Origin of the sequence: Streptomyces sp. NPDC087215, from assembly GCF_044744885.1 — a bacterium.
GTDB lineage: Bacteria > Actinomycetota > Actinomycetes > Streptomycetales > Streptomycetaceae > Streptomyces.
Map to the genome: position 1 here is coordinate 352867 of NZ_JBIUZD010000003.1, position 21608 is coordinate 374474.

Annotated in this window: 20 protein-coding genes; 12 read left to right on the forward strand and 8 right to left on the reverse strand. The window is 73.5% G+C overall.

All coding sequences use genetic code 11. The features are described 5' to 3' along the window. Window positions 1-48 precede the first annotated feature (48 nt). Window positions 49-393, forward strand: a complete 345-nt coding sequence (locus tag ACIO92_RS11110; protein WP_366443547.1) for a rhodanese-like domain-containing protein — start codon at window positions 49-51, stop codon at window positions 391-393. Window positions 394-425: 32 nt separating this feature from the next. Here ACIO92_RS11110 and ACIO92_RS11115 read toward each other — a convergent pair whose 3' ends face one another. From ACIO92_RS11115 to paaA, 6 genes are all read right to left on the reverse strand, one after another. Then, window positions 426-1559 carry an acyl-CoA dehydrogenase family protein gene (locus ACIO92_RS11115; RefSeq protein WP_402280071.1) on the reverse strand — a complete coding sequence of 378 codons (1134 nt, stop codon included), beginning with the start codon at window positions 1557-1559 and terminating at the stop codon, window positions 426-428. Between the two features lie 321 nt (window positions 1560-1880). After that, complete coding sequence (locus ACIO92_RS11120; RefSeq protein WP_402280070.1) at window positions 1881-2969, reverse strand: 2Fe-2S iron-sulfur cluster-binding protein; 1089 nt, start codon at window positions 2967-2969, stop codon at window positions 1881-1883. After that, window positions 2970-3467, reverse strand: a complete 498-nt coding sequence (paaD, locus tag ACIO92_RS11125; protein ID WP_366443544.1) for a 1,2-phenylacetyl-CoA epoxidase subunit PaaD — start codon at window positions 3465-3467, stop codon at window positions 2970-2972. Further along, a complete protein-coding gene (gene paaC, locus ACIO92_RS11130; protein ID WP_402563906.1) occupies window positions 3461-4168 on the reverse strand; it encodes a 1,2-phenylacetyl-CoA epoxidase subunit PaaC in 708 nt (235 codons plus the stop codon). Before paaC ends, paaD begins: the two co-directional genes overlap by 7 nt. A gap of 137 nt (window positions 4169-4305) precedes the next feature. Further along, the gene (gene paaB, locus ACIO92_RS11135) at window positions 4306-4593 is read right to left on the reverse strand and encodes a 1,2-phenylacetyl-CoA epoxidase subunit PaaB (RefSeq protein ID WP_015034815.1); all 288 of its coding nucleotides are present in this window, start codon (window positions 4591-4593) and stop codon (window positions 4306-4308) included. Then, window positions 4590-5612: a 1,2-phenylacetyl-CoA epoxidase subunit PaaA gene (paaA, locus tag ACIO92_RS11140; protein WP_366443542.1), complete on the reverse strand. Its 1023-nt coding sequence runs from the start codon at window positions 5610-5612 to the stop codon at window positions 4590-4592. Before paaA ends, paaB begins: the two co-directional genes overlap by 4 nt. A gap of 111 nt (window positions 5613-5723) precedes the next feature. Here paaA and ACIO92_RS11145 point away from each other — a divergent pair, with 111 nt between their 5' ends. From ACIO92_RS11145 to ACIO92_RS11155, 3 genes are read left to right on the forward strand one after another with little or no spacing between them, the layout of a single operon-like run. After that, complete coding sequence (locus ACIO92_RS11145; RefSeq protein ID WP_366443541.1) at window positions 5724-6581, forward strand: DUF5819 family protein; 858 nt, start codon at window positions 5724-5726, stop codon at window positions 6579-6581. Beyond that, entirely contained in the window at window positions 6578-8038 is a 1461-nt protein-coding gene (locus ACIO92_RS11150; protein WP_402280067.1) for an HTTM domain-containing protein, read from the forward strand. The genes ACIO92_RS11145 and ACIO92_RS11150 overlap by 4 nt, the downstream gene beginning before the upstream one ends. Then, window positions 8035-8712 carry a TrmH family RNA methyltransferase gene (locus ACIO92_RS11155; RefSeq protein ID WP_401235256.1) on the forward strand — a complete coding sequence of 226 codons (678 nt, stop codon included), beginning with the start codon at window positions 8035-8037 and terminating at the stop codon, window positions 8710-8712. The genes ACIO92_RS11150 and ACIO92_RS11155 overlap by 4 nt, the downstream gene beginning before the upstream one ends. A gap of 154 nt (window positions 8713-8866) precedes the next feature. On the opposite strand, the gene paaN is transcribed toward ACIO92_RS11155, so the two are convergent. Beyond that, window positions 8867-10564 carry a phenylacetic acid degradation protein PaaN gene (gene paaN / locus ACIO92_RS11160; RefSeq protein WP_402280064.1) on the reverse strand — a complete coding sequence of 566 codons (1698 nt, stop codon included), beginning with the start codon at window positions 10562-10564 and terminating at the stop codon, window positions 8867-8869. Between the two features lie 124 nt (window positions 10565-10688). On the opposite strand from paaN, the gene ACIO92_RS11165 reads away from it, so the two are divergent. Then, the gene (locus tag ACIO92_RS11165; RefSeq protein WP_402280062.1) at window positions 10689-12251 is read left to right on the forward strand and encodes a 3-hydroxyacyl-CoA dehydrogenase; all 1563 of its coding nucleotides are present in this window, start codon (window positions 10689-10691) and stop codon (window positions 12249-12251) included. Beyond that, complete coding sequence (locus tag ACIO92_RS11170; RefSeq protein WP_366443536.1) at window positions 12248-12841, forward strand: TetR/AcrR family transcriptional regulator; 594 nt, start codon at window positions 12248-12250, stop codon at window positions 12839-12841. The genes ACIO92_RS11165 and ACIO92_RS11170 overlap by 4 nt, the downstream gene beginning before the upstream one ends. 325 nt (window positions 12842-13166) lie before the next feature. Here ACIO92_RS11170 and ACIO92_RS11175 read toward each other — a convergent pair whose 3' ends face one another. Beyond that, window positions 13167-13757: an Lrp/AsnC family transcriptional regulator gene (locus ACIO92_RS11175; RefSeq protein ID WP_401235253.1), complete on the reverse strand. Its 591-nt coding sequence runs from the start codon at window positions 13755-13757 to the stop codon at window positions 13167-13169. A gap of 177 nt (window positions 13758-13934) precedes the next feature. On the opposite strand from ACIO92_RS11175, the gene pdhA reads away from it, so the two are divergent. The 6 genes from pdhA (at window position 13935) to ACIO92_RS11205 (ending at window position 21581) form a co-directional block, all read left to right on the forward strand. Beyond that, window positions 13935-15092, forward strand: a complete 1158-nt coding sequence (gene pdhA, locus ACIO92_RS11180; RefSeq protein ID WP_366443535.1) for a pyruvate dehydrogenase (acetyl-transferring) E1 component subunit alpha — start codon at window positions 13935-13937, stop codon at window positions 15090-15092. Next, window positions 15092-16138, forward strand: a complete 1047-nt coding sequence (locus ACIO92_RS11185) for an alpha-ketoacid dehydrogenase subunit beta (protein WP_384853730.1) — start codon at window positions 15092-15094, stop codon at window positions 16136-16138. Before pdhA ends, ACIO92_RS11185 begins: the two co-directional genes overlap by 1 nt. Continuing rightward, on the forward strand, window positions 16138-17541 hold the full coding sequence (locus ACIO92_RS11190) for a dihydrolipoamide acetyltransferase family protein (RefSeq protein ID WP_402280059.1): 1404 nt from the start codon (window positions 16138-16140) through the stop codon (window positions 17539-17541). The genes ACIO92_RS11185 and ACIO92_RS11190 overlap by 1 nt, the downstream gene beginning before the upstream one ends. Before the next feature lie 553 nt (window positions 17542-18094). After that, the gene (locus ACIO92_RS11195) at window positions 18095-18943 is read left to right on the forward strand and encodes an NTP transferase domain-containing protein (RefSeq protein WP_402054813.1); all 849 of its coding nucleotides are present in this window, start codon (window positions 18095-18097) and stop codon (window positions 18941-18943) included. Then, window positions 18940-20499 carry a molybdopterin molybdotransferase MoeA gene (locus ACIO92_RS11200; protein WP_402280057.1) on the forward strand — a complete coding sequence of 520 codons (1560 nt, stop codon included), beginning with the start codon at window positions 18940-18942 and terminating at the stop codon, window positions 20497-20499. Before ACIO92_RS11195 ends, ACIO92_RS11200 begins: the two co-directional genes overlap by 4 nt. Further along, window positions 20496-21581 carry a potassium channel family protein gene (locus ACIO92_RS11205; RefSeq protein ID WP_366443530.1) on the forward strand — a complete coding sequence of 362 codons (1086 nt, stop codon included), beginning with the start codon at window positions 20496-20498 and terminating at the stop codon, window positions 21579-21581. The genes ACIO92_RS11200 and ACIO92_RS11205 overlap by 4 nt, the downstream gene beginning before the upstream one ends. Window positions 21582-21608: the final 27 nt, after the last annotated feature.

The following is a 21608-nucleotide window of genomic DNA, read 5'->3' on the forward strand; positions in this document are numbered from 1 at the left end:
GTGCGTCCGATTCCCTTCGGGCGGTACTCACGAGAGAAGGCCGGTCCCATGAATTTCTCCCCGCTGCCCTCGGTGGACGCGGCTTCCGTGCCGGCCGATGCCCTGGTGCTGGACGTCAGGGAGGACGACGAGTGGGCGGCCGGGCACGTCGAGGGTGCCCTGCACGTGCCGATGAGTGGCTTCGTCGCCCGCTTCGGTGAGGTGACGGAGGCGGTCGCGGACCGAGGCCGGGCTTATGTGATGTGCCGGGTCGGCGGCCGGTCGGCGCAGGTCACGCAGTATCTGGTGCAGCAGGGCTTCGACGCGGTGAACATCGACGGCGGGATGCTCGCCTGGGACGGCGCCGGGCGTCCGATGGTGGGCGGCGGCGACAGTCCGGCCTTCGTCCTCTGACGGGCGCGCCGGGGGGCGGCGCCCGGCGCCTGTCAGCCGAGGGGATGGGCGGCCAGCAGGTCGCCGAGTGCCTCCTCGTGAGCGGCGGCGGGGCCCAGGGAGAGTTCCAGGTACTTGGCCCAGGCGTGGTAGCGGTGCAGCGGGTAGTCGGTGTCGGCGCCGAAGCCGCCGTGCAGGTGCTGGGCGGTCTGCACCACCCGTCGTACTCCTTCTGAGGCCCAGATCTTCGCGACGGCGATGTCCCCCGTGACGGGGAGCGGGCCTTCCGCGTCGACACCGAGGCGCCAGGCGGCCTGCCAGAGGGTGGCTTCCATGGCGCGCAGGTCGATGTAGCGGTCGGCGGCCTGGACGGCGACGGCCTGGAAGGTGGCCACGGGGTGGCCGAACTGTTCGCGTTTCCCGGTGTACTGGCTCGTCATGGTGAGGACGGCTTCGCCGAGGCCGAGGGCGAGCGCGCAGGTGCCGGTGGTGAGGAGTCCGCGCAGTCGTTCCCAGGCGCCGTCGGCGTCGATGACATCGGCGGTGTCGAGGCGGACGGTGTCGAGGCGTAGTTCGGCGAGGAGTTCGCCGTGGGTGGAGTACTGCGCGGTGAGGCCGAGACCGTCGTGGGTGCGGGGCACCAGGGCGAGAACGGTACGGCCGTCGGCGGTGTGTGCCGGTACGGCGATGAGGTCGGCGCCGTGGGCCCAGGGGACGGCGGTCTGCTGTCCGTCGAGGATCCAGTGGTCGCCGTCACGGCGCACGGTGACGGCCCGTTCGGCGGGGTCGTGTCCGGTGCGGCCCTGGGAGGCGGCGGTGAGGACCAGTTCGCCACGGCCGACGCGGGGGAGTATCCGGTCGGCGGTCCCGGGAGGTGCGTACCGGTCGACGGTCATCGCGACGGCGCTGGTCTCCAGGAGGGGCACACGGGCGAGGACGCGGGCCGATTCCCGCAGCACGAGGCAGAGGGCGACGGGGTCGAGGCCAGAGCCGCCGTGTCGTGGGGAGACGGTGAGCGCGAGGAGGTCGGCGACGGCGAGCCGGGCCCAGAGGGGCCGGTCGAGGTCCTCGGCGACCGCGCCGGGAGTGAGGGCGGGGCTGGGTACGGAGTCGGGTGCGACGTCGGAGAAGACCGCCTCGGCCGCCTCCATGGCCGCCCGCTGTTCTTCGGTGAAGGTGAAGTCCACTGCCCTGCCCTCCCGTTGGGACCCGCTTGCCTGACGGTTCGTCAAGATAGAACAGGTTCTAGTGGAAGGGAATGCGCGGCACCGCCCGTACTTCACGGGAGCGTGGTCGTCCGGACCTCCTGGAAGGCATGGACCTCCCGGAAGGCGCGAACTTCTCGGGGGCGCGTATCCCCCGAAGGGCAGGTACCTCTCCGTGGGCGTGGGCGTGGGCGTCCGGGTTTCACGGAAGCGGAAGCGGAAGCGGAGGCGAAGACGGAAGCGGAGGCGGTGGCGCCCATGGGGTCCGGGCGCCGCCGCCGGTCCGGTGCTGTCCGGTGCGGGTCAGCGGTCGAAGTCCAGTTCCACGTCCGGGGTGACCGGGTGGGACTGGCAGGCCAGTACGTATCCGGCTTCCGTCTCCTCCGGTTCGAGGGCGAAGTTGCGGTCCATCCGTACCTCGCCGCCGACGAGGAAGGCACGGCAGGTGCCGCACACCCCGCCCTTGCAGGCGTACGGGGCGTCCGCGCGGGCCCGGAGCACCGTGTCGAGGAGGGTCTCCCCCCGGTCCACCGGCCAGCTGCCGGACCGTCCGTGCAGGGTCGCGGTCAGGGTGGCGTGGGCGGGGGCGTCGGCCGCCGGGGCGCTGACGGGCGCGGAGCCGTCGTCGACGTGGAAGATCTCCTGGTGGACGCGGGTGCGGTCGACGCCGAGCCCGCGCAGGGCCCGCTCGGCTCCCTGGACCAGTCCGAAGGGGCCGCAGAGGAACCAGCCTTCGACGGCGCCGACCGGCAGCAGCGCGGGCAGCAGTGCGGAGAGCCGCTCCTGGTCGAGACGGCCGGACGGCAGCCCGGACTGCTGCTCCTCCCGGGAGAGCACGGTGACCAGCTGGAAGCGGTCGGGGTGACGGTCCTTGAGGTCGGCGACCTCGTCGAGGAACATCGTGGACGCCTCGGTGCGGTCGCTGCGGATCAGACAGAACCGGGCCTCGGGCTCGCGGGCGAGCAGGGTGGCGGCGATGGACAGGACCGGGGTGATGCCGCTGCCGCCGACGATCGCCGCGAAGTGGCCGGGGCGCGGGGCGAGCGTGAATCGGCCCCGGGGTTCCATGACGTCGACGAGGTCGCCGACGGCCAGTTCCTTGAGCGCGTACGTGGAGAACGAGCCGCCGTCGACGAGCCGGATGCCGACGCGCAGCACGGGGGGTTCGCCGGGCGGGGAGGCGGGGGCGCAGATCGAGTAGGTGCGCCGGACGTCCTCTCCCCGCCGGTCCGTGCGGCGCAGGGCGAGGTGCTGGCCGGGGAGGTGCCGGTAGGTCTCGTGGAGTTCGGGAGGGACGGCGAAGGTGACGGCCACGGAGTCGTCGGTGAGCTGCTCGACGCCGCTCACCGTGAGCGGGTGGAACCCGGCCCGCTCGGCGCCTGGGGACACCATCTACAACTCCTTGAAGTGGTCGAACGGTTCGCGGCAGGCGGTGCAGCGGCGGAGCGCCTTGCACGCGGTCGAGGAGAAACGGCTGAGGAGTTCGGTGTCGGTGGAGCCGCAGTGGGGGCAGCGGATCGCGAGGGTGAGGGGGACGGGGCCGCCCGCCGGGCCCTGCGGGCGGGGCGGGGCGACGCCGAACTCGGCCAGTTTCCGGCGGCCTTCCTCGCTGATGTCGTCGGTGGACCAGGCGGGGCTGAGGACCGTGACGACGGAGACGTCGGGGACGCCGTGCTCGTGGAGGGCGCGCTCGATGTCCGAGGACATGGTTTCGACGGCCGGGCAGCCGGTGTAGGTGGGGGTGAGGGAGACCTCGACGCTGCCGGGTCCTGTGATGTGGACACCGCGCAGTACGCCCAGTTCGGCCAGGGTGAGGACGGGCAGCTCGGGGTCGAGGACGGCGCCGGCGATCCGGGCGAGTTCCTCTTCGAGGGCGGTGGCGGTCACCATGTCGCCCCCGGGTGGCTGCGGTGCAGGTGCTGCATCTCGGCGAGCATCAGTCCGAAGGGCTCGGTGTGCAGGCCCTGGCGGCCCGCTCCGGCGGCCCAGGCTCCGGTGCGGGGGCCGGAGGGCACGGTGAGGGTGGCTCTGCCGAGGATGTCGGTGACGGATGCCAGCCAGTCCTCCTCCAGGGCCGGGTGGTCCACGTCGATGCCGTCGACGGGCCGGAAGAGCTCGCCGGTGTACCGCCAGAGGGCGTCACAGGCCCGCTGGGCGCGGATGTGGCTCTCCTCGGTGCCGTCGCCGAGGCGCAGGATCCACTGCTCGGCGTGGTCCCGGTGGTAGGCGACTTCCTTGACGGCTTTGGCGGCGAGCCCGACGAAGGGGCCTTCGCCGGTGGCCAGCCGCCCGTACAGGAGGTGCTGGTAGGTGGAGAAGTAGAGCTGCCGGACGATGGTGTGGGCGAAGTCGCCGTTCGGCTGCTCGACGAGCTGGACGTTCCGGAAGGAGCGTTCCTCGCGGAGGTAGGCGAGTTCGTCCTCGTCGCCGACGAGGGAGAGCAGGACGCGGGCCTGGCCGAGGAGGTCGAGCGCGATGTTGGCGAGGGCGACCTCCTCCTCCAGGACGGGGGCGTAGCCCGCCCACTCCCCCAGGCGGTGGGAGAGGACGAGGGCGTCGTCGCCGAGGGCGAGCGCCGCTTCGACGGGCACGCCGGTCGCGGGCGCCCGGGTGCCGGTGGCGGGCGGGGGGCCGCCCCCGGGGCGTTCCCCGGTCGTGGTCACGGTGGTGGGGCCGCCGCTGGTCCGGTCTTCGGGCGTGGCGGTGTGCTCGTGGGTTCCGGTGGTGCTCACAGGTGCTTCACCCCCTCCGGGATCTCGTAGAACGTCGGGTGGCGGTAGGGCTTGTCGGCGGCCGGTTCGAAGAACGGGTCCTTCTCGTCGGGGGAGGAGGCGGTGATCTCCGTGGAGGGGACGACCCAGATGGACACGCCCTCGCTCCTGCGGGTGTACAGGTCGCGGGCGTTGCGCAGGGCCATCTCCGCGTCGGGGGCGTGGAGACTGCCCGCGTGGGTGTGGGACAGTCCGCGCCTGGAGCGCACGAACACCTCCCACAGCGGCCAACCGTCGCTCGTCATCCCTGTGCCTCCCCGTGCTCGCCGGTGTGCTGGTGCTTCTTCGCGTGGGCGGCGGCGGCCTCTCTGACCCAGGCGCCGTCCTCGTGGGCCTGGCGGCGTCTGCTGAGCCGCTGTTCGTTGCACGGGCCGTTCCCCTTGAGGACGTCCCAGAACTCGGTCCAGTCGATCGGGCCGAAGTCGTGGTGCCCGCGCTCCTCGTTCCACCGGAGGTCGGGGTCGGGGAGGGTGAGTCCGAGGGCCTCGGCCTGGGGCACGGCGATGTCGACGAAGCGCTGGCGCAGTTCGTCGTTGGAGTGACGCTTGATCTTCCAGGCCATCGCCTGGGCGGTGTGGGTGGACTCGTCGTCCGGCGGGCCGAACATCATCAGGGAGGGCCACCACCAGCGGTCCACGGCGTCCTGGGCCATGGCGTGCTGGGCCTCGGTGCCCTTCGACAGGGCGAGCAGCGCCTCGTACCCCTGGCGCTGGTGGAAGGACTCCTCCTTGCAGACGCGGACCATCGCGCGGGCGTACGGCCCGTAGGAGCAGCGGCAGAGGGGGACCTGGTTGGTGATCGCGGCGCCGTCGACCAGCCAGCCGATGGCGCCGACGTCGGCCCAGGTCAGGGTGGGGTAGTTGAAGATCGAGGAGTACTTCTGGCGGCCCGAGTGGAGCTTGTCGAGGAGTTCGTCGCGGCTGGTGCCGAGGGTCTCCGCCGCGCTGTAGAGGTACAGGCCGTGGCCCGCCTCGTCCTGCACCTTGGCGATGAGGATGGCCTTGCGGCGCAGCGAGGGCGCGCGGGTGATCCAGTTCGCCTCGGGCTGCATACCGATGATCTCGGAGTGGGCGTGCTGCGCGATCTGCCGGACGAGCGAGGCGCGGTACGCCTCGGGCATCCAGTCGCGCGGCTCGATCCGCTCGTCGGCGGCCACCGCGGCGTCGAACACGGCCTCGTGGGCGGCCTGCTCGGCGGCCCCGGCCGCCTCCGACACGCCGGGCACGCCCGTGGTCTCTGCTGTCCCTGCCGTCACTGCGGTCATCGGACTCCCTACCGACCGATCGTTCGGTTGAATGACTTCAATGGTGAGTCGACGGCCCGTATGGTGTCAACCCTGTGGATAACCGAGTGGGCCGATCGGGATCGGGGCGGGATGGACGCGTACGTCGAGAAGGACGCGGCCGGAGTGGACGGCGACCCTCCGGGACCCCTCGCCCCCGACCCCGCCGAAGCACCTCCCGGAGGCCCCGCGACCGGTCCCGCCGGGGCGCGTCCCGGGGGCCCCGCGAGCGTCCGGGACCCGTCGCGGTCCGGCCGCGCGACCGTGGGGATCATGGCCCTGTCCCTGCCCTACCAGGTCGTTCTCGCCGTGGCGCTCGCCGTCACCGGGGTCTTCGCCTGCGTCCATCTGGCCATGGTGTTCCTGCATGTGGCTCCGTCGAACACACTGACCAAACGGCACGGTCAGGCCGTCGACGACTGGATCTACCCCGAGTTCGAACAGAACTGGAAGCTCTTCGCGCCCAACCCGCTCCAGCAGAACGTCTCCGTCGAGGCCCGCGCCGAGATCGCCACCGGTGACGGCACCCTCCGCACCAGCGGCTGGATCGACCTCACCGCCCAGGACACCGAGGCCGTCCGGCACAACCCGATGCCCAGCCACACCCAGCAGAACGAGCTGCGCAGGGCCATCGACTTCTACCTCGGCACGCACGCCGAGGACCACCGCCCCCAGGGGACGCGCGGCGAGCTCTCCGAGCGGTACATCCGCCGGATCGCGGTGTTCCGGCTCGACGCCCTCCCCACCCTCGCGGGCACCGACGGGCGGGGGCTCAGCGGTGAGGTGCGGCGCGTCCAGCTCCGCGCCGTCTCCCGGCCCGTCCCCGCGCCCGCGTGGAGCACCGAGAAGACCGACACCGCGCCCTCCTACCGCGACCTCCCGTGGTGGCGGGTCACCGACGCCGACCGGCCCGCCGGGGCCGACCGAAGCCGCACGGAGGCGGGCCGATGAGCAACGCGACCCCGGAACACGGCTCAGAACCGGCCCCGGCCCCGGAGCCCGGCTCCGGGCCCGCTCCGGGACCGGCCCCGGAGCCCACCCCTCTCTCCCTCTCGAAGCCCGCCCCCGCCTTCGGTCCGGTGGGGGAGGGGGGAGGCGGGGCGGGGCCCGGGGGGGTCGGGGCTCTCGAACCCGGGCCTGTGCCGAGCGGAGTCGTACCTCTTGGGAGAAGTGCCGACGGGGCCGGGGGCACGCGGGCGCGTGAGACCTTCGACCGGCGGCTCGCGCGGGCCGTCCAGACCGTCACCGGCCGCTCCCTCGGCGCCTACCAGAGCGCGATCGTCCGGATCGGCTTCGCGCTGACCTGGCTGGTCTTCCTGCTGCGCGAACTGCCCCACCGGCACGAGCTGTACGGCCCCGACAGCCCCTGGTCCTGGGAGCTGGCCCACCGGCTGATCACCGACAACCGGGCCTTCACCGTGCTCCTGTGGTCGGACGGGAACCCGTGGTTCGAGTTCGTCTACGCCGTCGCGGTCCTCTCCGCCGTCCTGCTCCTGCTGGGCTGGCGCACCCGCGCCGTCTCCGTGGTCTTCATGGTCGGCGTGCTGTCGCTGCTGAACCGGTCCGTCTTCGTCGGCGACGGCGGCGACAACGTCCTGCACCTCGCCGCGATCTACCTGGTCTTCACCCGCTGCTCCCAGGTGTGGTCCCTCGACGCCCGGCGGGCGGCCCGCGCGGCACGCGCAGCCGACGCCGGGGAGCCGCCGCGCCAGGACCGCGTCGGCCCGCTCCTGTGGACCGTCCTCGGCGGTTTCCTCCTCGCCACGACCTGGTTCAGCGGTGTCAGCGGCGAGTGGTGGCTGCCGGTGCTGCTGTGGGTGCTGTGGCTGGGGAACGGCCTGTGGTGGCTGGTCCGCCGACAGGCCCCCGACGAGCCGCGCACCCTGCTCGACGCGCTGGCGAACCTCGCCCACAACGCCGCCCTCCTCGTGCTCATGGCCGAGGTCTGTCTGATCTACGCCACGGCCGGCTGGTACAAGATCCAGGGCTCGCGCTGGCAGGACGGCACGGCGCTGTTCTACCCGCTCAACCTGGACTACTTCACCCCCTGGCCGGCCCTCTCCGAGCTGCTCGGCACCAGCGGGACCATGGTGATGCTGCTGACCTACGGCACGGTCCTGGTGCAGGTCGCCTTCCCCTTCACGCTCTTCCACCGCAAGGTGAAGAACGTGCTGCTCGTGGCGATGATGCTGGAGCACGCCGGGATCGCGGTCCTGCTGGGGCTGCCGGTCTTCTCGCTCGCGATGATCTCCGCCGACGCCGTGTTCCTGCCCACCCCGTTCCTGATGGCGCTCGGCGTCCGGGTCGTGAGGGGCCGGGACCGGCTGCTGAGGCGGCCGGGCACCGGGAAGCTGCCGGAACAGCGCCGTACGGGTGAGGAGCGCGCCCCCCGTACCCTCGTCGGGTGAGCACCACCGAACAGAGTCCCGGACCCGGGTCCGCCGAGCCGGTCCAGTACGACGAGGGCTTCGGCCCCGAGATCGGCGTCGGGCCGCATCCGGAGCCGTGGCCCGAGGGCGAGCGGTACGACCCCGAGCTGCTGGCCGGGGGCGACCGGCGCAATGTGGTGGACCGCTACCGGTACTGGACGCGGGAGGCGGTCGTCGCCGATCTCGACACCCGACGGCACGACTTCCACGTGGCCGTGGAGAACTGGGGCCACGACTTCAACATCGGCTCGGTGGTGCGGACCGCCAACGCGTTCCTCGCGAAGGAGGTCCACATCGTGGGCCGCCGCCGCTGGAACCGTCGTGGCGCCATGGTCACCGACCGCTACCAGCACGTCCGGCACCACCCCGACACGGCGTCGCTGACCTCGTGGGCGGCGGCCGAGGGCATCCCCGTCATCGGCATCGACAACCTGCCGGGCGCCGTGCCGCTGGAGCGGACCGTGCTGCCGCGCCGCTGTGTGCTGCTGTTCGGCCAGGAGGGCCCCGGGCTCACCGAGGAGGCCCGCGCGCACGTGGAGACGGTCTGCTCGATCGCCCAGTTCGGCTCGACCCGCTCCATCAACGCGGGGGCCGCCGCCGCCATCGCCATGCACGCGTGGGTGCAGCGGTACGCGGAGATCGAGAGCGCCTGACGGAGGCCGAGGACCCGGCGGCGGAGCCCGGCCCGGCCGGAGCCGGAGGCCCCGGCGGCGCCGGAGACCCGGTGGCGCCGGAGGGGTCCGGCGGGCTGGGGCGGGGCGGCCCGACACGTGTGGGGACCTCCGGAGATCCCCACACGCGCGTGGTTCAGGCCTGGCGGCGGACCTCCACCACCCGGAAGCGGTTGGCGACGAAGGCGCCGTCGCACAGGGCCGCGTTGGCGGCCGGATTGCCCCCCGAGCCGTGGAAGTCGGAGAACGCCGCCGTCTGGTTCACATAGACCCCGCCGGTGAGGTTCAGCGAGAGCTGGGCCGACTCCTCCAGACAGACCTCCTCCACCGCCCGCTCGGTCTCCGCCGAGGTCGTGTACGCCCCGACCGTCATCGCGCCCTTCTCACGGACCGTGCGCCGCAGCAGCTCCAGCGCGTCCTCGGTCGAGTCCACCGACACGGCGAAGGAGACCGGACCGAAGCACTCCGAGAAGTACGCGGCCTGGGCGTCGGGCTTGGAGCCGTCCAGCTTCACGACGACCGGGGTGCGGACCACGGCGTCCGGATACTCCGGATTGACCACCTCGCGGGAGGCGAGCGCCACCTCGCCGAGCCCGGCGGCGGCTTCCAGGCGCGCCTTCACGTCCGGGTTGACCAGGGCGCCGAGCAGCCCGTTCGCCCGTGCGTCGTCGCCCAGCAGGCCGTCGACCGCCGAGGCGAGGTCCGCGACGACCTCGTCGTACGACTTGGGCCCCTGGTCGGTGGCGATGCCCCCGCAGGGGATCAGCAGGTTCTGCGGGGTGGTGCACATCTGGCCGCTGTACAGGGAGAGGGAGAACGCCAGATTGCCGAGCATCCCCCGGTAGTCGTCGGTGGAGTCGATCACGACCGTGTTGACGCCGGCCTTCTCGGTGTAGACCTGCGCCTGGCGGGCGTTCTCCTCCAGCCAGTCGCCGAAGGCGGTGGAGCCCGTGTAGTCGATGATCCGGACCTCGGGGCGCACGGCGAGGGTCTTGGCGATGCCCTCGCCGGGCCGCTCGACGGCCAGCGCCACCAGGTTCGGGTCGAAACCTGTCTCGGCGAGGACCTCGCGGGCGACGCGGACGGTGAGCGCGAGCGGCAGCACCGCGCGCGGGTGCGGCTTGACCAGGACCGGGTTGCCGGTGGCGAGGGAGGCGAACAGGCCCGGGTAGCCGTTCCACGTGGGGAAGGTGTTGCAGCCGATGACGAGGGCGACGCCCCGGCCGACCGGGGTGAACTCCTTGCTCAGCTCCAGCGGGTCCCGCTTGCCCTGCGGCTTGGACCAGTCGGCCCGTCCGGCGGGCGTCCGGGTCTGCTCCGCGTACGCGTACGCCACGGCTTCGAGACCGCGGTCCTGGGCGTGCGGGCCACCGGCCTGGAACGCCATCATGAACGCCTGTCCGCTGGTGTGCATGACGGCGTGCGCGAACTCATGGGTGCGGGCGGAGATCCGGGCGAGGATCTCCAGACAGACCAGGGCACGGGTCTCGGGCCCCGCGTCCCGCCAGGCACCGGTGCCCGCGCGCATCGCGGGGAGCAGGACGTCGATGTCGGCGTGCGGGTACTCGACGCCGAGGGCCGGGCCGTACGGCGAGGTCTCGCCACCGGTCCAGCCGTCCGTGCCGGGCTGGTCCAGCTCGAAGCGGGTGTTCAGAACTGCCTGGTGGGCGGCGAGCCCCGCCGCCGCGTCGAGCGAGCCGTCCGTCCCGTACGCCTTCGGGTGCTCGGGGTACGGCGACCAGTAGGCACGGGTCCGGATGGTGGCGAGCGCCTGGTCGAGCGTGGACCGGTGCTTCTCGGCCAGACGGTCGGTGGTCGGCTGAGCGGTGGCCATGGATGGACCAACTCCTCGTCGAGCTGGGCAGGGAGACGCGTACGGAGTTAGAGTAACCGAACGATCGGTCGGGACAAGGGGGCCTGTCGATCCTGTGGAAAACCCATCGGGGAGGATCACTCCAATGAGCGCCAACGTGACCGTCAGGGGGAGCGACGACGTGACCGCCAGTGAGCCCGCCGCCGTGGGACGCGACCGCACCGTCGCCGTCGTCGGCACCGGCACCATGGGCCAGGGCATCGCCCAGGTCGCCCTGGTCGCGGGACATCCCGTCCGCCTCTACGACAGCGCCCCCGGCCGCGCCGAGCAGGCCGTGAAGGCCCTCGCCGCCCGCCTCGACCGGCTCGTGGAGAAGGGCCGCCTGGACGCCACCGCGCGCGAGGAGGCCCTCGGACGCCTGCACGCGGCCCGGGACCTCACGGCCCTCGCCGACGCGGCGCTCGTCGTCGAGGCGGTCGTCGAACTGCTCCCCGTCAAACAGCGGCTCTTCGCCGACCTGGAGGAGGTCGTCGCCGACGACGCCGTCCTCGCCACCAACACCTCGTCCCTCTCCGTCACCGCCGTCGCGGGCGGCCTGAGACTGCCGGGACGTCTCGTCGGACTCCACTTCTTCAACCCGGCGCCGCTGCTCCCCCTCGTCGAGGTCGTCAGCGGCTTCGCCACCGACCCGGACGTCGCCACGCGCGCGTACGGCACGGTGAAGGGCTGGGGCAAGACCCCGGTGCGCTGCGCCGACACCCCCGGCTTCATCGTCAACCGGATCGCCCGCCCCTTCTACGCGGAGGCCCTGCGGGTCTTCGAGGAGGGCGCCGCCGACCCGGCCACCATCGACGCGGCCCTGCGCGAGTGCGGCGGCTTCCGCATGGGCCCCTTCGAGCTGACCGACCTCATCGGCCAGGACGTCAACGAGGCCGTCACCCGCTCCGTCTGGGAGTCCTTCCACCAGGACCCCAAGTTCACGCCCTCGCTCGCGCAGCGCAGGCTCGTGGAGTCCGGACGCCTCGGCCGCAAGACGGGCCGGGGCTGGTTCTCGTACGCGGACGGCGACGAGCGGCCCGCCCCGCACACCGCCCCGCCCGCCGAGGCGCCGGGGCGGATCGTGGTCCGGGGCGGCCTCGGCCCGGCGGAACCACTGGTCGGGCTCTTCAAGGAGGCCGGGATCCAGGTCCGGCGCAGGGTCGGCGACGGCCACGTCCTGCTGCCCGGCGGCGGCAGGCTCCGCCTCGCGGAGGGCGAGACGTCCTTCGAGCACGGCACCGAAGAGATCGTCCACTTCGACCTCGCCCTGGACTACGCGCGGGCCACCCGGATCGTGCTCTCCACCCGTGAGGGCACCTCGGAGGAGACCCTCGCGGAAGCGGTCGGCCTCTTCCAGGCCCTCGGCAAGCGGGTGTCCGTGATCGGCGACGTACCCGGCATGATCGTGGCCCGTACGGTCGCGATGCTCGCCGATCTCGCGGCCGACGCCGTCGACCGGGGCGTCGCCACCGCCGAGGACGTGGACACCGCCATGCGGCTCGGGGTCAACTATCCGGTGGGGCCGCTCGAATGGGCCGGAAAGGTCGGCCACGCGCGCGTACGGGACCTGCTCGACGCCCTGCACGAGCGCTGCCCGACGGGCCGGTACGCGCCCAGCCCGGCCATCGCGCGCCGGGCGTACGCCGAGGACGCGGAGGACTCCCGATGACGACCGCCAGACGTGACACCTACACCCCCGAGACGCTGCTCTCCGTCGCCGTCCGGATCTTCAACGAGCGCGGTTACGACGGCACCTCCATGGAGCACCTCTCCAAGGCGGCGGGCATCTCCAAGTCGTCGATCTACCACCACGTGTCCGGCAAGGAGGAGCTGCTGCGCCGGGCCGTCAGCCGGGCCCTCGACGGGCTCTTCGCGGTCCTCGACGAGCCGGGCGCCGGGCACGGCAGGGCCGTCGAACGGGTCGAGTACGTCACGCGCCGCACGGTCGAGGTGCTGCTCGCGGAGCTGCCGTACGTGACGCTGCTGCTCCGGGTGCGGGGCAACACGGCCACCGAGCGGTGGGCCATGGAGCGGCGTCGCGAGTTCGACCACAAGGTGGCCGAACTGCTCAGGGCCGCCGCCGACGAGGGCGACCTGCGGGCCGATGTGGACATCCGGCTGGCGACCCGGCTCCTCTTCGGCATGATCAACTCGCTGGTGGAGTGGTACCGGCCGCACCAGGACGCGGTGGCGGAGCGCGAGCAGCTCGCCGAGACCGTCGCCCGGCTGGCCTTCGACGGGCTGCGTACGGCCCGCTGAGGGCCGTCGGGGACCGGCCCGGCGAGGTTCCCCCGGACCGGACTGGCGAGTTCGCCCTGGACCGGTCTGGCGAGGTTGTCCCGGGGCCGGGTCGGCCGAGGCGTCCGGGGCGCCTGGCTGAGGTGTCCGAGGCGGCTGAGGTGGCTGCGATCGGGTCGGCGGGACCTCAGCGTCCGGCCCCGCCCGGCCGAGGTGCCCGGGGTCCGGCCCCGCCGAGGTGTCCGGGATCGGCCCGGTCACGTCGTCCGGGTCCGGCCCGGCCGCGACCTCGTCCCCTCCGGGCCCTGCGGTCGGCCCGGAGGAGCAGGACCCGGAAGAGGCGGTCCTAGAACCCCGGGCCCGCGTTCAGGTCCGTCTCCTCGAAGACCAGCAACGTACGCGTGGACAGCACTTCCGGGATCGACTGGAGCCGGGTGAGCACCAGCTCCCGCAGCGTCCGGTTGTCCGGTGTGTGCACCAGGAGCAGCACGTCGAAGTCCCCGCTGACCAGCGCGATGTGCGTGGCCCCCGGCAGGGCCCCGAGCTGTTCGCGGACCGTCCGCCAGGAGTTCTGGACGATCTTGAGCGTGATGTAGGCGGAGGCGCCGTGCCCCGCCCGCTCGTGGTTGACGCGGGCGCTGAAGCCCCGGATCACCCCGTCGTCGATGAGCCGGTTGATGCGCGCGTACGCGTTGGCCCGCGAGACGTGCACCCGCTCGGCCACGGAGCGCACCGAGGCGCGCCCGTCCGTCTGCAGCAACCGCAGGATGTCGCGGTCGATCGCGTCCAGCGGCCGGGCCGGGAGGCTCGTCGGGGGCATGTCGAACGGGGTGCTCAGGGTCTCCCCCGGCACCTCGCCCCCCGCCCCGCCGGGACCGCCGCCCGCCCCGTCCGCCGGGACCCCGTCCCGGCCGACGGCCATTTGTTCATCCGCCATGTCCCCCCGCCTCTCTCCGGTGGACGACCTGCACCCATCCCAGGCTGTGGAGAACCGTTTGTCCACAGGCTGAAGGTGCCTGTAGCCAAAATGCCTCCACGACCGAACAATCGGTAGGTGAGGCGCGCCACACTCGCGCCACCCGCCTTCGGGTCTTATGCCCGCTCCCACGAGGAGGTGGACTCGTTGCAACAGCGCAGTTCGACAGTCCAAGAGCCGCCCGGTGCCGTCCCGACCCGGCCCGTCCCGCCCCCGGCGTGGCAGCCCCGCACCGACCCCGCCCCGCTGCTGCCCGACGCCGAGCCGCTGCGCGTGCTCGGCACGGACGCCGTGGCCGACACCGATCCCGCGCTGCTGCTCCGGCTCTACGCGGAACTGGTCCGCGGCCGCCGGTACAACGCGCAGGCCACCGCCCTCACCAAGCAGGGCCGCCTCGCCGTGTACCCGTCCACCACCGGGCAGGAAGCGTGCGAGATCGCCGCCGCCCTGGCCCTGGAGGACCGGGACTGGCTCTTCCCCTCGTACCGCGACACGCTCGCGGCGGTCGCCCGCGGCCTCGACCCCGTCCAGGCCCTGACCCTGCTGCGCGGCGACTGGCACACCGGGTACGACCCGCGGGAGCACCGCGTGGCGCCGCTCTGCACCCCGCTGGCGACCCAGCTCCCGCACGCGGTGGGCCTGGCCCACGCCGCCCGTCTCAAGGGCGACGACGTCGTCGTCCTCGCCATGGTCGGCGACGGCGGCACCAGCGAGGGCGACTTCCACGAGGCCCTGAACTTCGCGGCCGTCTGGCGGGCGCCCGTGGTCTTCCTCGTGCAGAACAACGGCTTCGCGATCTCCGTCCCGCTGGCCAAGCAGACCGCCGCCCCCTCCCTCGCCCACAAGGCCGTGGGATACGGGATGCCCGGCAGGCTCGTCGACGGCAACGACGCGGTCGCCGTGCACCAGGTGCTCACCGAGGCCGTGTCCCGCGCCCGGCGAGGCGGCGGCCCCACCCTCGTCGAAGCCGTCACCTACCGGATCGACGCCCACACCAACGCCGACGACGCCACCCGCTACCGCCCGGCCGACGAGGTCGAGACCTGGCGTGCACACGACCCGATCCTCCTCATCGAACGGGAACTCGACGCGCGCGGACTCCTCGACGAGGACACCCGGCGCGCGGCGGCCGACGCCGCCGAGACGATGGCCGCCGACCTGCGCGAACGGATGAACGCCGACCCGGCGCTCGACCCCATGGACCTCTTCTCCCACGTGTACGCGGAGCAGACCGCGCAGCTGCGCGAACAGGCGGCGCAGCTGCGCGCCGAGCTCGAAGCCGAGGGTGAGGCGTGATGACGACGGCGACGACCCGACCCACGGCGGGCAGGACCGCCGGGGCCGCAGGACGGCCCAAGCCGGCCACCATGGCGCAGGCGCTCCAGCGCGCCATGCGCGACGCCATGGCCGAGGACCCCACCGTCCATGTCATGGGCGAGGACGTCGGCACCCTCGGCGGTGTCTTCCGCGTCACCGACGGACTCGCCGCGGAGTTCGGCGAGGACCGCTGCACCGACACCCCGCTGGCCGAGGCGGGCATCCTCGGCGCGGCCGTCGGCATGGCCATGTACGGGCTGCGCCCGGTGGTCGAGATGCAGTTCGACGCCTTCGCCTACCCGGCGTTCGAGCAGCTGATCTCGCACGTCGCGAAGATGCGCAACCGCACCCGGGGCGCGATGCCGATGCCGATCGTCATCCGTGTCCCGTACGGCGGCGGGATCGGCGGCGTCGAGCACCACAGCGACTCCTCCGAGGCCTACTACACGGCCACGCCGGGACTCCACGTCGTCACCCCGGCCACCGTCGAGGACGCCTACGGACTGCTGCGCGCGGCCATCGCCTCCGACGACCCGGTGGTCTTCCTGGAGCCCAAGCGGCTCTACTGGTCCAAGTCCGACTGGTCCCCCGAGGCGCCCGCGCCCGTCGAGCCGATCGGCCGGGCCGTCGTCCGCCGCCCCGGCACCGGGGCCACCCTGATCACCTACGGCCCCTCCGTGCCGGTCTGTCTGGAGGCGGCCGAGGCCGCGCAGGCCGAGGGCTGGGACCTGGAGGTCGTGGACCTGCGGTCGCTCGTGCCCTTCGACGACGAGACCGTCTGCGCCTCGGTGCGGCGCACCGGCCGCGCGGTCGTGGTCCACGAGTCGACCGGCTTCGGCGGCCCCGGCGCGGAGATCGCCGCGCGGGTGACCGAGCGCTGCTTCCACCATCTGGAGGCACCGGTGCTGCGGGTCGCGGGCTTCGACATCCCGTACCCGCCGCCGATGCTCGAACGCCACCACCTGCCGGGCGTGGACCGGATCCTGGACGCGGTCGCGCGGCTCCAGTGGGAGACGGAGAACTGATGGCCCAGGTCCTTGAGTTCAAGCTGCCCGACCTCGGTGAGGGACTCACCGAGGCGGAGATCGTGCGCTGGCTGGTCGCCGTCGGCGACGTCGTCGCCGTCGACCAGCCGGTCGTCGAGGTCGAGACGGCCAAGGCCATGGTCGAGGTGCCCTGCCCGTACGGCGGTGTGGTCACCGCCCGGTACGGCGAGGAGGGCACCGAGCTTCCCGTCGGCTCCCCGCTCCTGACGGTCGCCGTGGGCGGTACGGAGCCGACGGAGGCTCCCGGGAGCGACGAGACGCCCGCCCCGCCCGGGGAGACCGCCGCCGACGCGGCCGTCTCCTCGGAGTACTCGGGCAATGTGCTCGTCGGCTACGGCACGGCGGGACCCGCCGCCCGCCGCCGCCGGGTGCGCCCCGCGAACCCGGTGGTGACACGGACCTCCGCCGTGCGGGCTCCTGCCGCTCCGGCTCCGGCGCCCCTGCCGGTCGCCGTGGCCGTCGCCGGGCACGGGCCGGTGCCGGTCATCTCGCCCCTCGTACGGAAGCTGGCCAGGGACCAGGGGCTCGACCTGCGGGAGGTCCGCGGATCGGGGCCCGAGGGCCTGATCCTGCGCGTCGACGTGGAACGGGCCCTCGCGGCCCCCCAGGACTCGGCCACCGGTGCCGCCCCGACTGTCGTCACCGCTACGCCCGCCCCGGCAACCGTCTCCGCCGCCGTCGGCACCGCTCGGGCCGGTGAACGGATTCCGCTGCGCGGGGTCCGTGGCGCCGTCGCCGAGAAGCTGTCCCGCAGCCGTACGGAGATCCCCGACGCGACCTGCTGGGTCGACGCCGACGCGACCGAGCTGATGGGCGCGCGGGCGGCGATGAACGCGGCGGGCGGGCCGAAGATCTCGCTGCTCGCGCTGCTCGCCCGGATCTGTGTCCACGCCCTGGCCCGGTTCCCCGAGCTCAACTCGACCGTGGACACCGCCGCGCGGGAGATCGTCCGGCTCCCCGACGTGCACCTCGGCTTCGCCGCCCAGACACCGCGCGGTCTGGTCGTGCCCGTGGTCAAGGACGCGGGTTCCCGCACGGCGGAGTCGCTGACGGCCGAGTTCGCCCGGCTGACCGGTGCCGCCCGGGACTCCTCGCTCACCCTGGCCGATCTGACCGGGGGCACGTTCACCCTCAACAACTACGGGGTGTTCGGGGTCGACGGGTCCACACCGATCATCAACCACCCCGAGGCGGCCATGCTCGGCGTCGGCCGGATCGTCCCGAAGCCCTGGGTCCACCGGGGTGAACTGGCCGTCCGGCAGGTCGTGCAGCTCTCCCTCACCTTCGACCACCGGGTCTGCGACGGCGGTACGGCGGGCGGCTTCCTGCGGTACGTGGCGGACTGCGTCGAACAGCCCGCCGTCCTGCTCCGCACGCTCTGACACCCTCCGTCCCTCCTCCCTCCGCGCGGTCCGCTGCGCCCTCCGCACCTTCCGACCCCCCACGGGAACGGGCCCGGCACCCGCCCGGCCCGCTCCGGAGGGGGCCCGGCGCTTCGTCGGGTCTCCTCCGGTGGGGGCGCTCCGGCACCCTGCCGCCCCGCTCCTCCACCTTGCTGGTTCCGCTTCCGCGTTCCGCTCTCGCATCCTGTTTCCGCGTTCCGTCGGGGCCGTCCCCGGCAGGGTGCTGGGCTTGTCCTCAGCTCGGTGTCCGGGTGCAGTCCCGCCACCTCGCCGAGCCCGCCCCGGCACCCTGTCGGGCCCGTCCCGGCCCCCCCCGACAGGCCCGTTTCAGCGTCCCTCCGCCCCCACCCACACTTCGCCGTGACGCCCCCCCCGTGCCCCGCCGGGTCGGTCCCGACCCTCCGTCAGGCCCGGCTCACCACCCCGCCGGGCCCCTCCGGCCCCGTACCGCGCCCGTTCTCCTCCGCCCTCGGGCGTCTCCTCGGGCGGGTGGGCCGGACGCGGGGATACCCCGGCGGCCCATACTGCTGGGGTGACCACCGCACATGATGTCGTCGTGCTCGCCGGAGGAGCCGCCAGGCGCCTCGGCGGTTCCGACAAACCCGGGGTACGGATCGGGGGCCGGACCCTGCTCGACCGGGTCCTCGCCGCCTGCCCCGACGCGGGCCGGACCGTGGTCGTCGGCGCCCCCCGCCCGACCCTCCGCCCCGTCCGCTGGACCAGGGAGGAACCGCCCGGCGGCGGCCCGACGGCCGCCCTCGGCGCCGGGGTCCGGGAGACCGGTGCCGATGTCCTCCTGGTCTTCTCCGCCGACCTGCCGTTCCTCGACGACACCACCGTCCGGGACCTCCTGACGGCCCTCGACGAGGACCCCCGGGCCGACGCCGCACTCCTGACCGACGCCGGGGGACGGGACCAGCCGCTCGTCGCCGCGTACCGGTCCGGCCCGCTGCGCCGGGCGCTCGACGGTCTCGCACGGGACCACGGAGCCCTCGCCCATCTGCCCTTGCGCCATCTCACGGCGCTGCTCCGGCCCGTCCGGGTCCCGGCGGGACCGCTGGCGTCCTTCGACTGCGACACCTGGGAGGACATCGCCACGGCCCGAGCCCGGATCAGGGAGCATGGGACCGTGCTGGACGAATGGATCACCGCAGTCAAGGACGAACTGGGCATCGACCTGGCCGTCGACACCGGCCTGCTGCTGGACCTGGCCCGCGACGCCGCCCACGGGGTGGCCCGGCCCGCCGCGCCCCTGACCACCTTCCTGGTCGGGTACGCGGCGGCGCGCGCCGACGGCGGACCGGAGGCGGTCGCCGAGGCCGCCCGCAAGGCCGCCGCGCTGGCCCAGCGCTGGGCGGCCGAGCAGGACGAGGCCGGATGAGCCTGCGGGAGTCCGTCCCGGTGACTCCGGGGCCCGGGGGCGGTGCGTCCGCGCCGCGTCCGCACCGTGCCACCGCCTGGCCCGAGGCGCGGGCCGTCGCCGCCCGCGCCGGGGCCCACGCGCGGGGCGCCAGGAAGGCGTCGGCCGTACCGCTCGGGTCGGCGCTCGGCGGGGTCCTGGCGGAGCCGCTGACGGCCCTCACCGATCTGCCGCCCTTCGACACCTCCGCCATGGACGGCTGGGCCGTCGCAGGGCCCGGCCCCTGGGCGGTCCGCGCGGAGACCGCCGTACTCGCCGGGCACGCCTCCGGACCCGGGACGGCGCCGGAGCCCGCCGACGGCGAGGCGGTACGGATCGCCACCGGCGCCCGCGTCCCGCCCGGCACCACCGCGGTCGTCCGCACCGAGCACGCCCGCACCGAGGCGCCCCGCACGGAGACATCCCGCACCCGGGCACCCCGTACGGACGACCGCGCCGGGAGCCCCGTGCTGTGCGCCCTGCGCGAGGTCGTGCCCGGCCAGGACATCCGGCCCCGGGGCCAGGAGTGCCGATCCGGCGACGAACTGCTTCCCGCGGGCACCCTCGTGACCCCCGCCGTCCTCGGTCTCGCGGCGGCGGCGGGCTACGACGGGCTCGCCGTCTTCCCCCGCCCCCGGGTGGAGATCCTGGTCCTCGGCGACGAACTGCTGACGGCGGGACTCCCCCGCGAGGGGCTCATCCGGGACGCCCTCGGCCCGATGCTCGGGCCCTGGCTCACCTCGCTCGGCGCCGACGTCCTCGGTACCCGCCGCATCGGCGACGACGCCGAGGAACTGTACGGGGCCGTCACCGGTTCCACCGCCGACCTGGTCGTGACCACGGGCGGAACGGCCGCGGGTCCCGTCGACCACGTCCACGGCGTGCTGGGCAGGGCGGGCGCGACCCTTCTCGTCGACGGGGTGAAGGTCAGGCCGGGCCACCCGATGCTGCTCGCCCGGCTCGGCGCGGGACCGGACGGCCCCACCTCCGTCCGGCATCTGGTCGGACTGCCCGGCAACCCGCTCGCGGCGGTCTCCGGCCTCCTCACCCTTGCCGCACCCCTCCTCGAAGCCCTGGCGGAGACGCCCCCGGGCCCCGAGCGGCTCCCGGGACCGGAGACGACCCCGGGTCCTGAGGCGACCCCGGAGCCGGAGACGACGCCGGAGCCGGAGACGACGCCTGAGCCGGAGACGGAGGCGACCCCGGAGCCGGAGACGGCGCCTGAGCCCGAGACGACCCCCGGAAGCGGTCTCCGGCCCCGCTCCGGGACCCGTACCTCCGCCCGCGTGCCCGTCCGGGACGAGGTACAGGGGCATCCCTACGACACGCGGCTCGTCCCCGTCGTCCGCCGGGGCGGCCGGGCCGTACCGCTGCGCTACCACGGACCCGCCATGCTCCGCGGCCTCGCCGCCGCCGACGGCCTCGCCGTCGTCCCGCCCGGCGGCGCAGCCCCCGGCCAGGAACTGGACGTCCTCGACCTTCCCCGGCCCCTGGACGAAAGGGCCGCGACGGCGGCCCAAGGAGCGTGTTTCACGTGAAACTTCCCAGTCGTGACGTGATGGCCCGTCGCGCGGACGAACGGATTGCGGGCCCGAGCATCCGGCTGCCCCGGCGGGTCGTCGAACGGCCGTTGCGTCAGGTCGGCATCCGGTTGCTCATGGCACTGGCCGTGCTCGCCGTGACGATCGTGATCGTCTACATCGACCGCGAGGGCTACCACGACAACGCCGACGAGACGCTCGACTTCCTCGACTGCGCCTACTACGCGACCGTGACGCTCTCCACCACCGGATACGGCGACATCGTCCCGTACAGCGACTCGGCGCGGCTCGCCAACATCCTGCTGGTCACGCCCCTGCGCGTGCTGTTTCTGATCATCCTGGTCGGCACCACTCTCGAGGTCCTCACGGAGCGGACCCGGGAGGAGTTCCGGCTGAACCGCTGGAGGTCCACCTTGCGCGACCACACCGTCATCGTCGGCTTCGGCACCAAGGGACGGTCCGCGATCCAGACCCTCTGCGCGACGGGCCTGAGCAAGGAACAGATCGTCATCGTCGATCCCTCCAGCAAGGTCATCGAGACGGCGAACGCGGACGGCTTCGTCGGTGTCGTCGGCGACGGCACCCGCAGCGCCGTTCTGCTCCGTGCCGAGGTGCAGCGGGCACGGCAGGTCGTCATCGCCACCCAGCGCGACGACACGGCCGTCCTGGTCACCCTCACCGCGCGCCAGCTCAACCGGGGCGCGAAGATCGTCGCGGCGGTCCGTGAGGAGGAGAACGCGCCGCTGCTGCGCCAGTCCGGTGCCGACGCGGTCATCACCAGTGCCAGCGCCGCCGGGCGGCTGCTCGGTCTCTCCGTACTCAGCCCCAGCGCGGGCACGGTGATGGAGGACCTGATCCAGCAGGGTTCCGGTCTCGACCTGGTGGAACGGCCGGTGACCAAGAGCGAGGTCGGCAAGAGCGTGCGGGAGACCGGAGACCTGGTGGTGAGCGTGCTGCGTGGCCACCGGCTCCTCGGTTACGACGATCCCGCCGCCAGCCCGCTCCAGCTCACCGACCGGGTGATCACCATCGTGCGCGCGGCGCCGGTCACCCCGCTCAGCACCCCGCCCGAGGACTGAGCGTGGAGCCCCGGGCCGGGGCGCGGC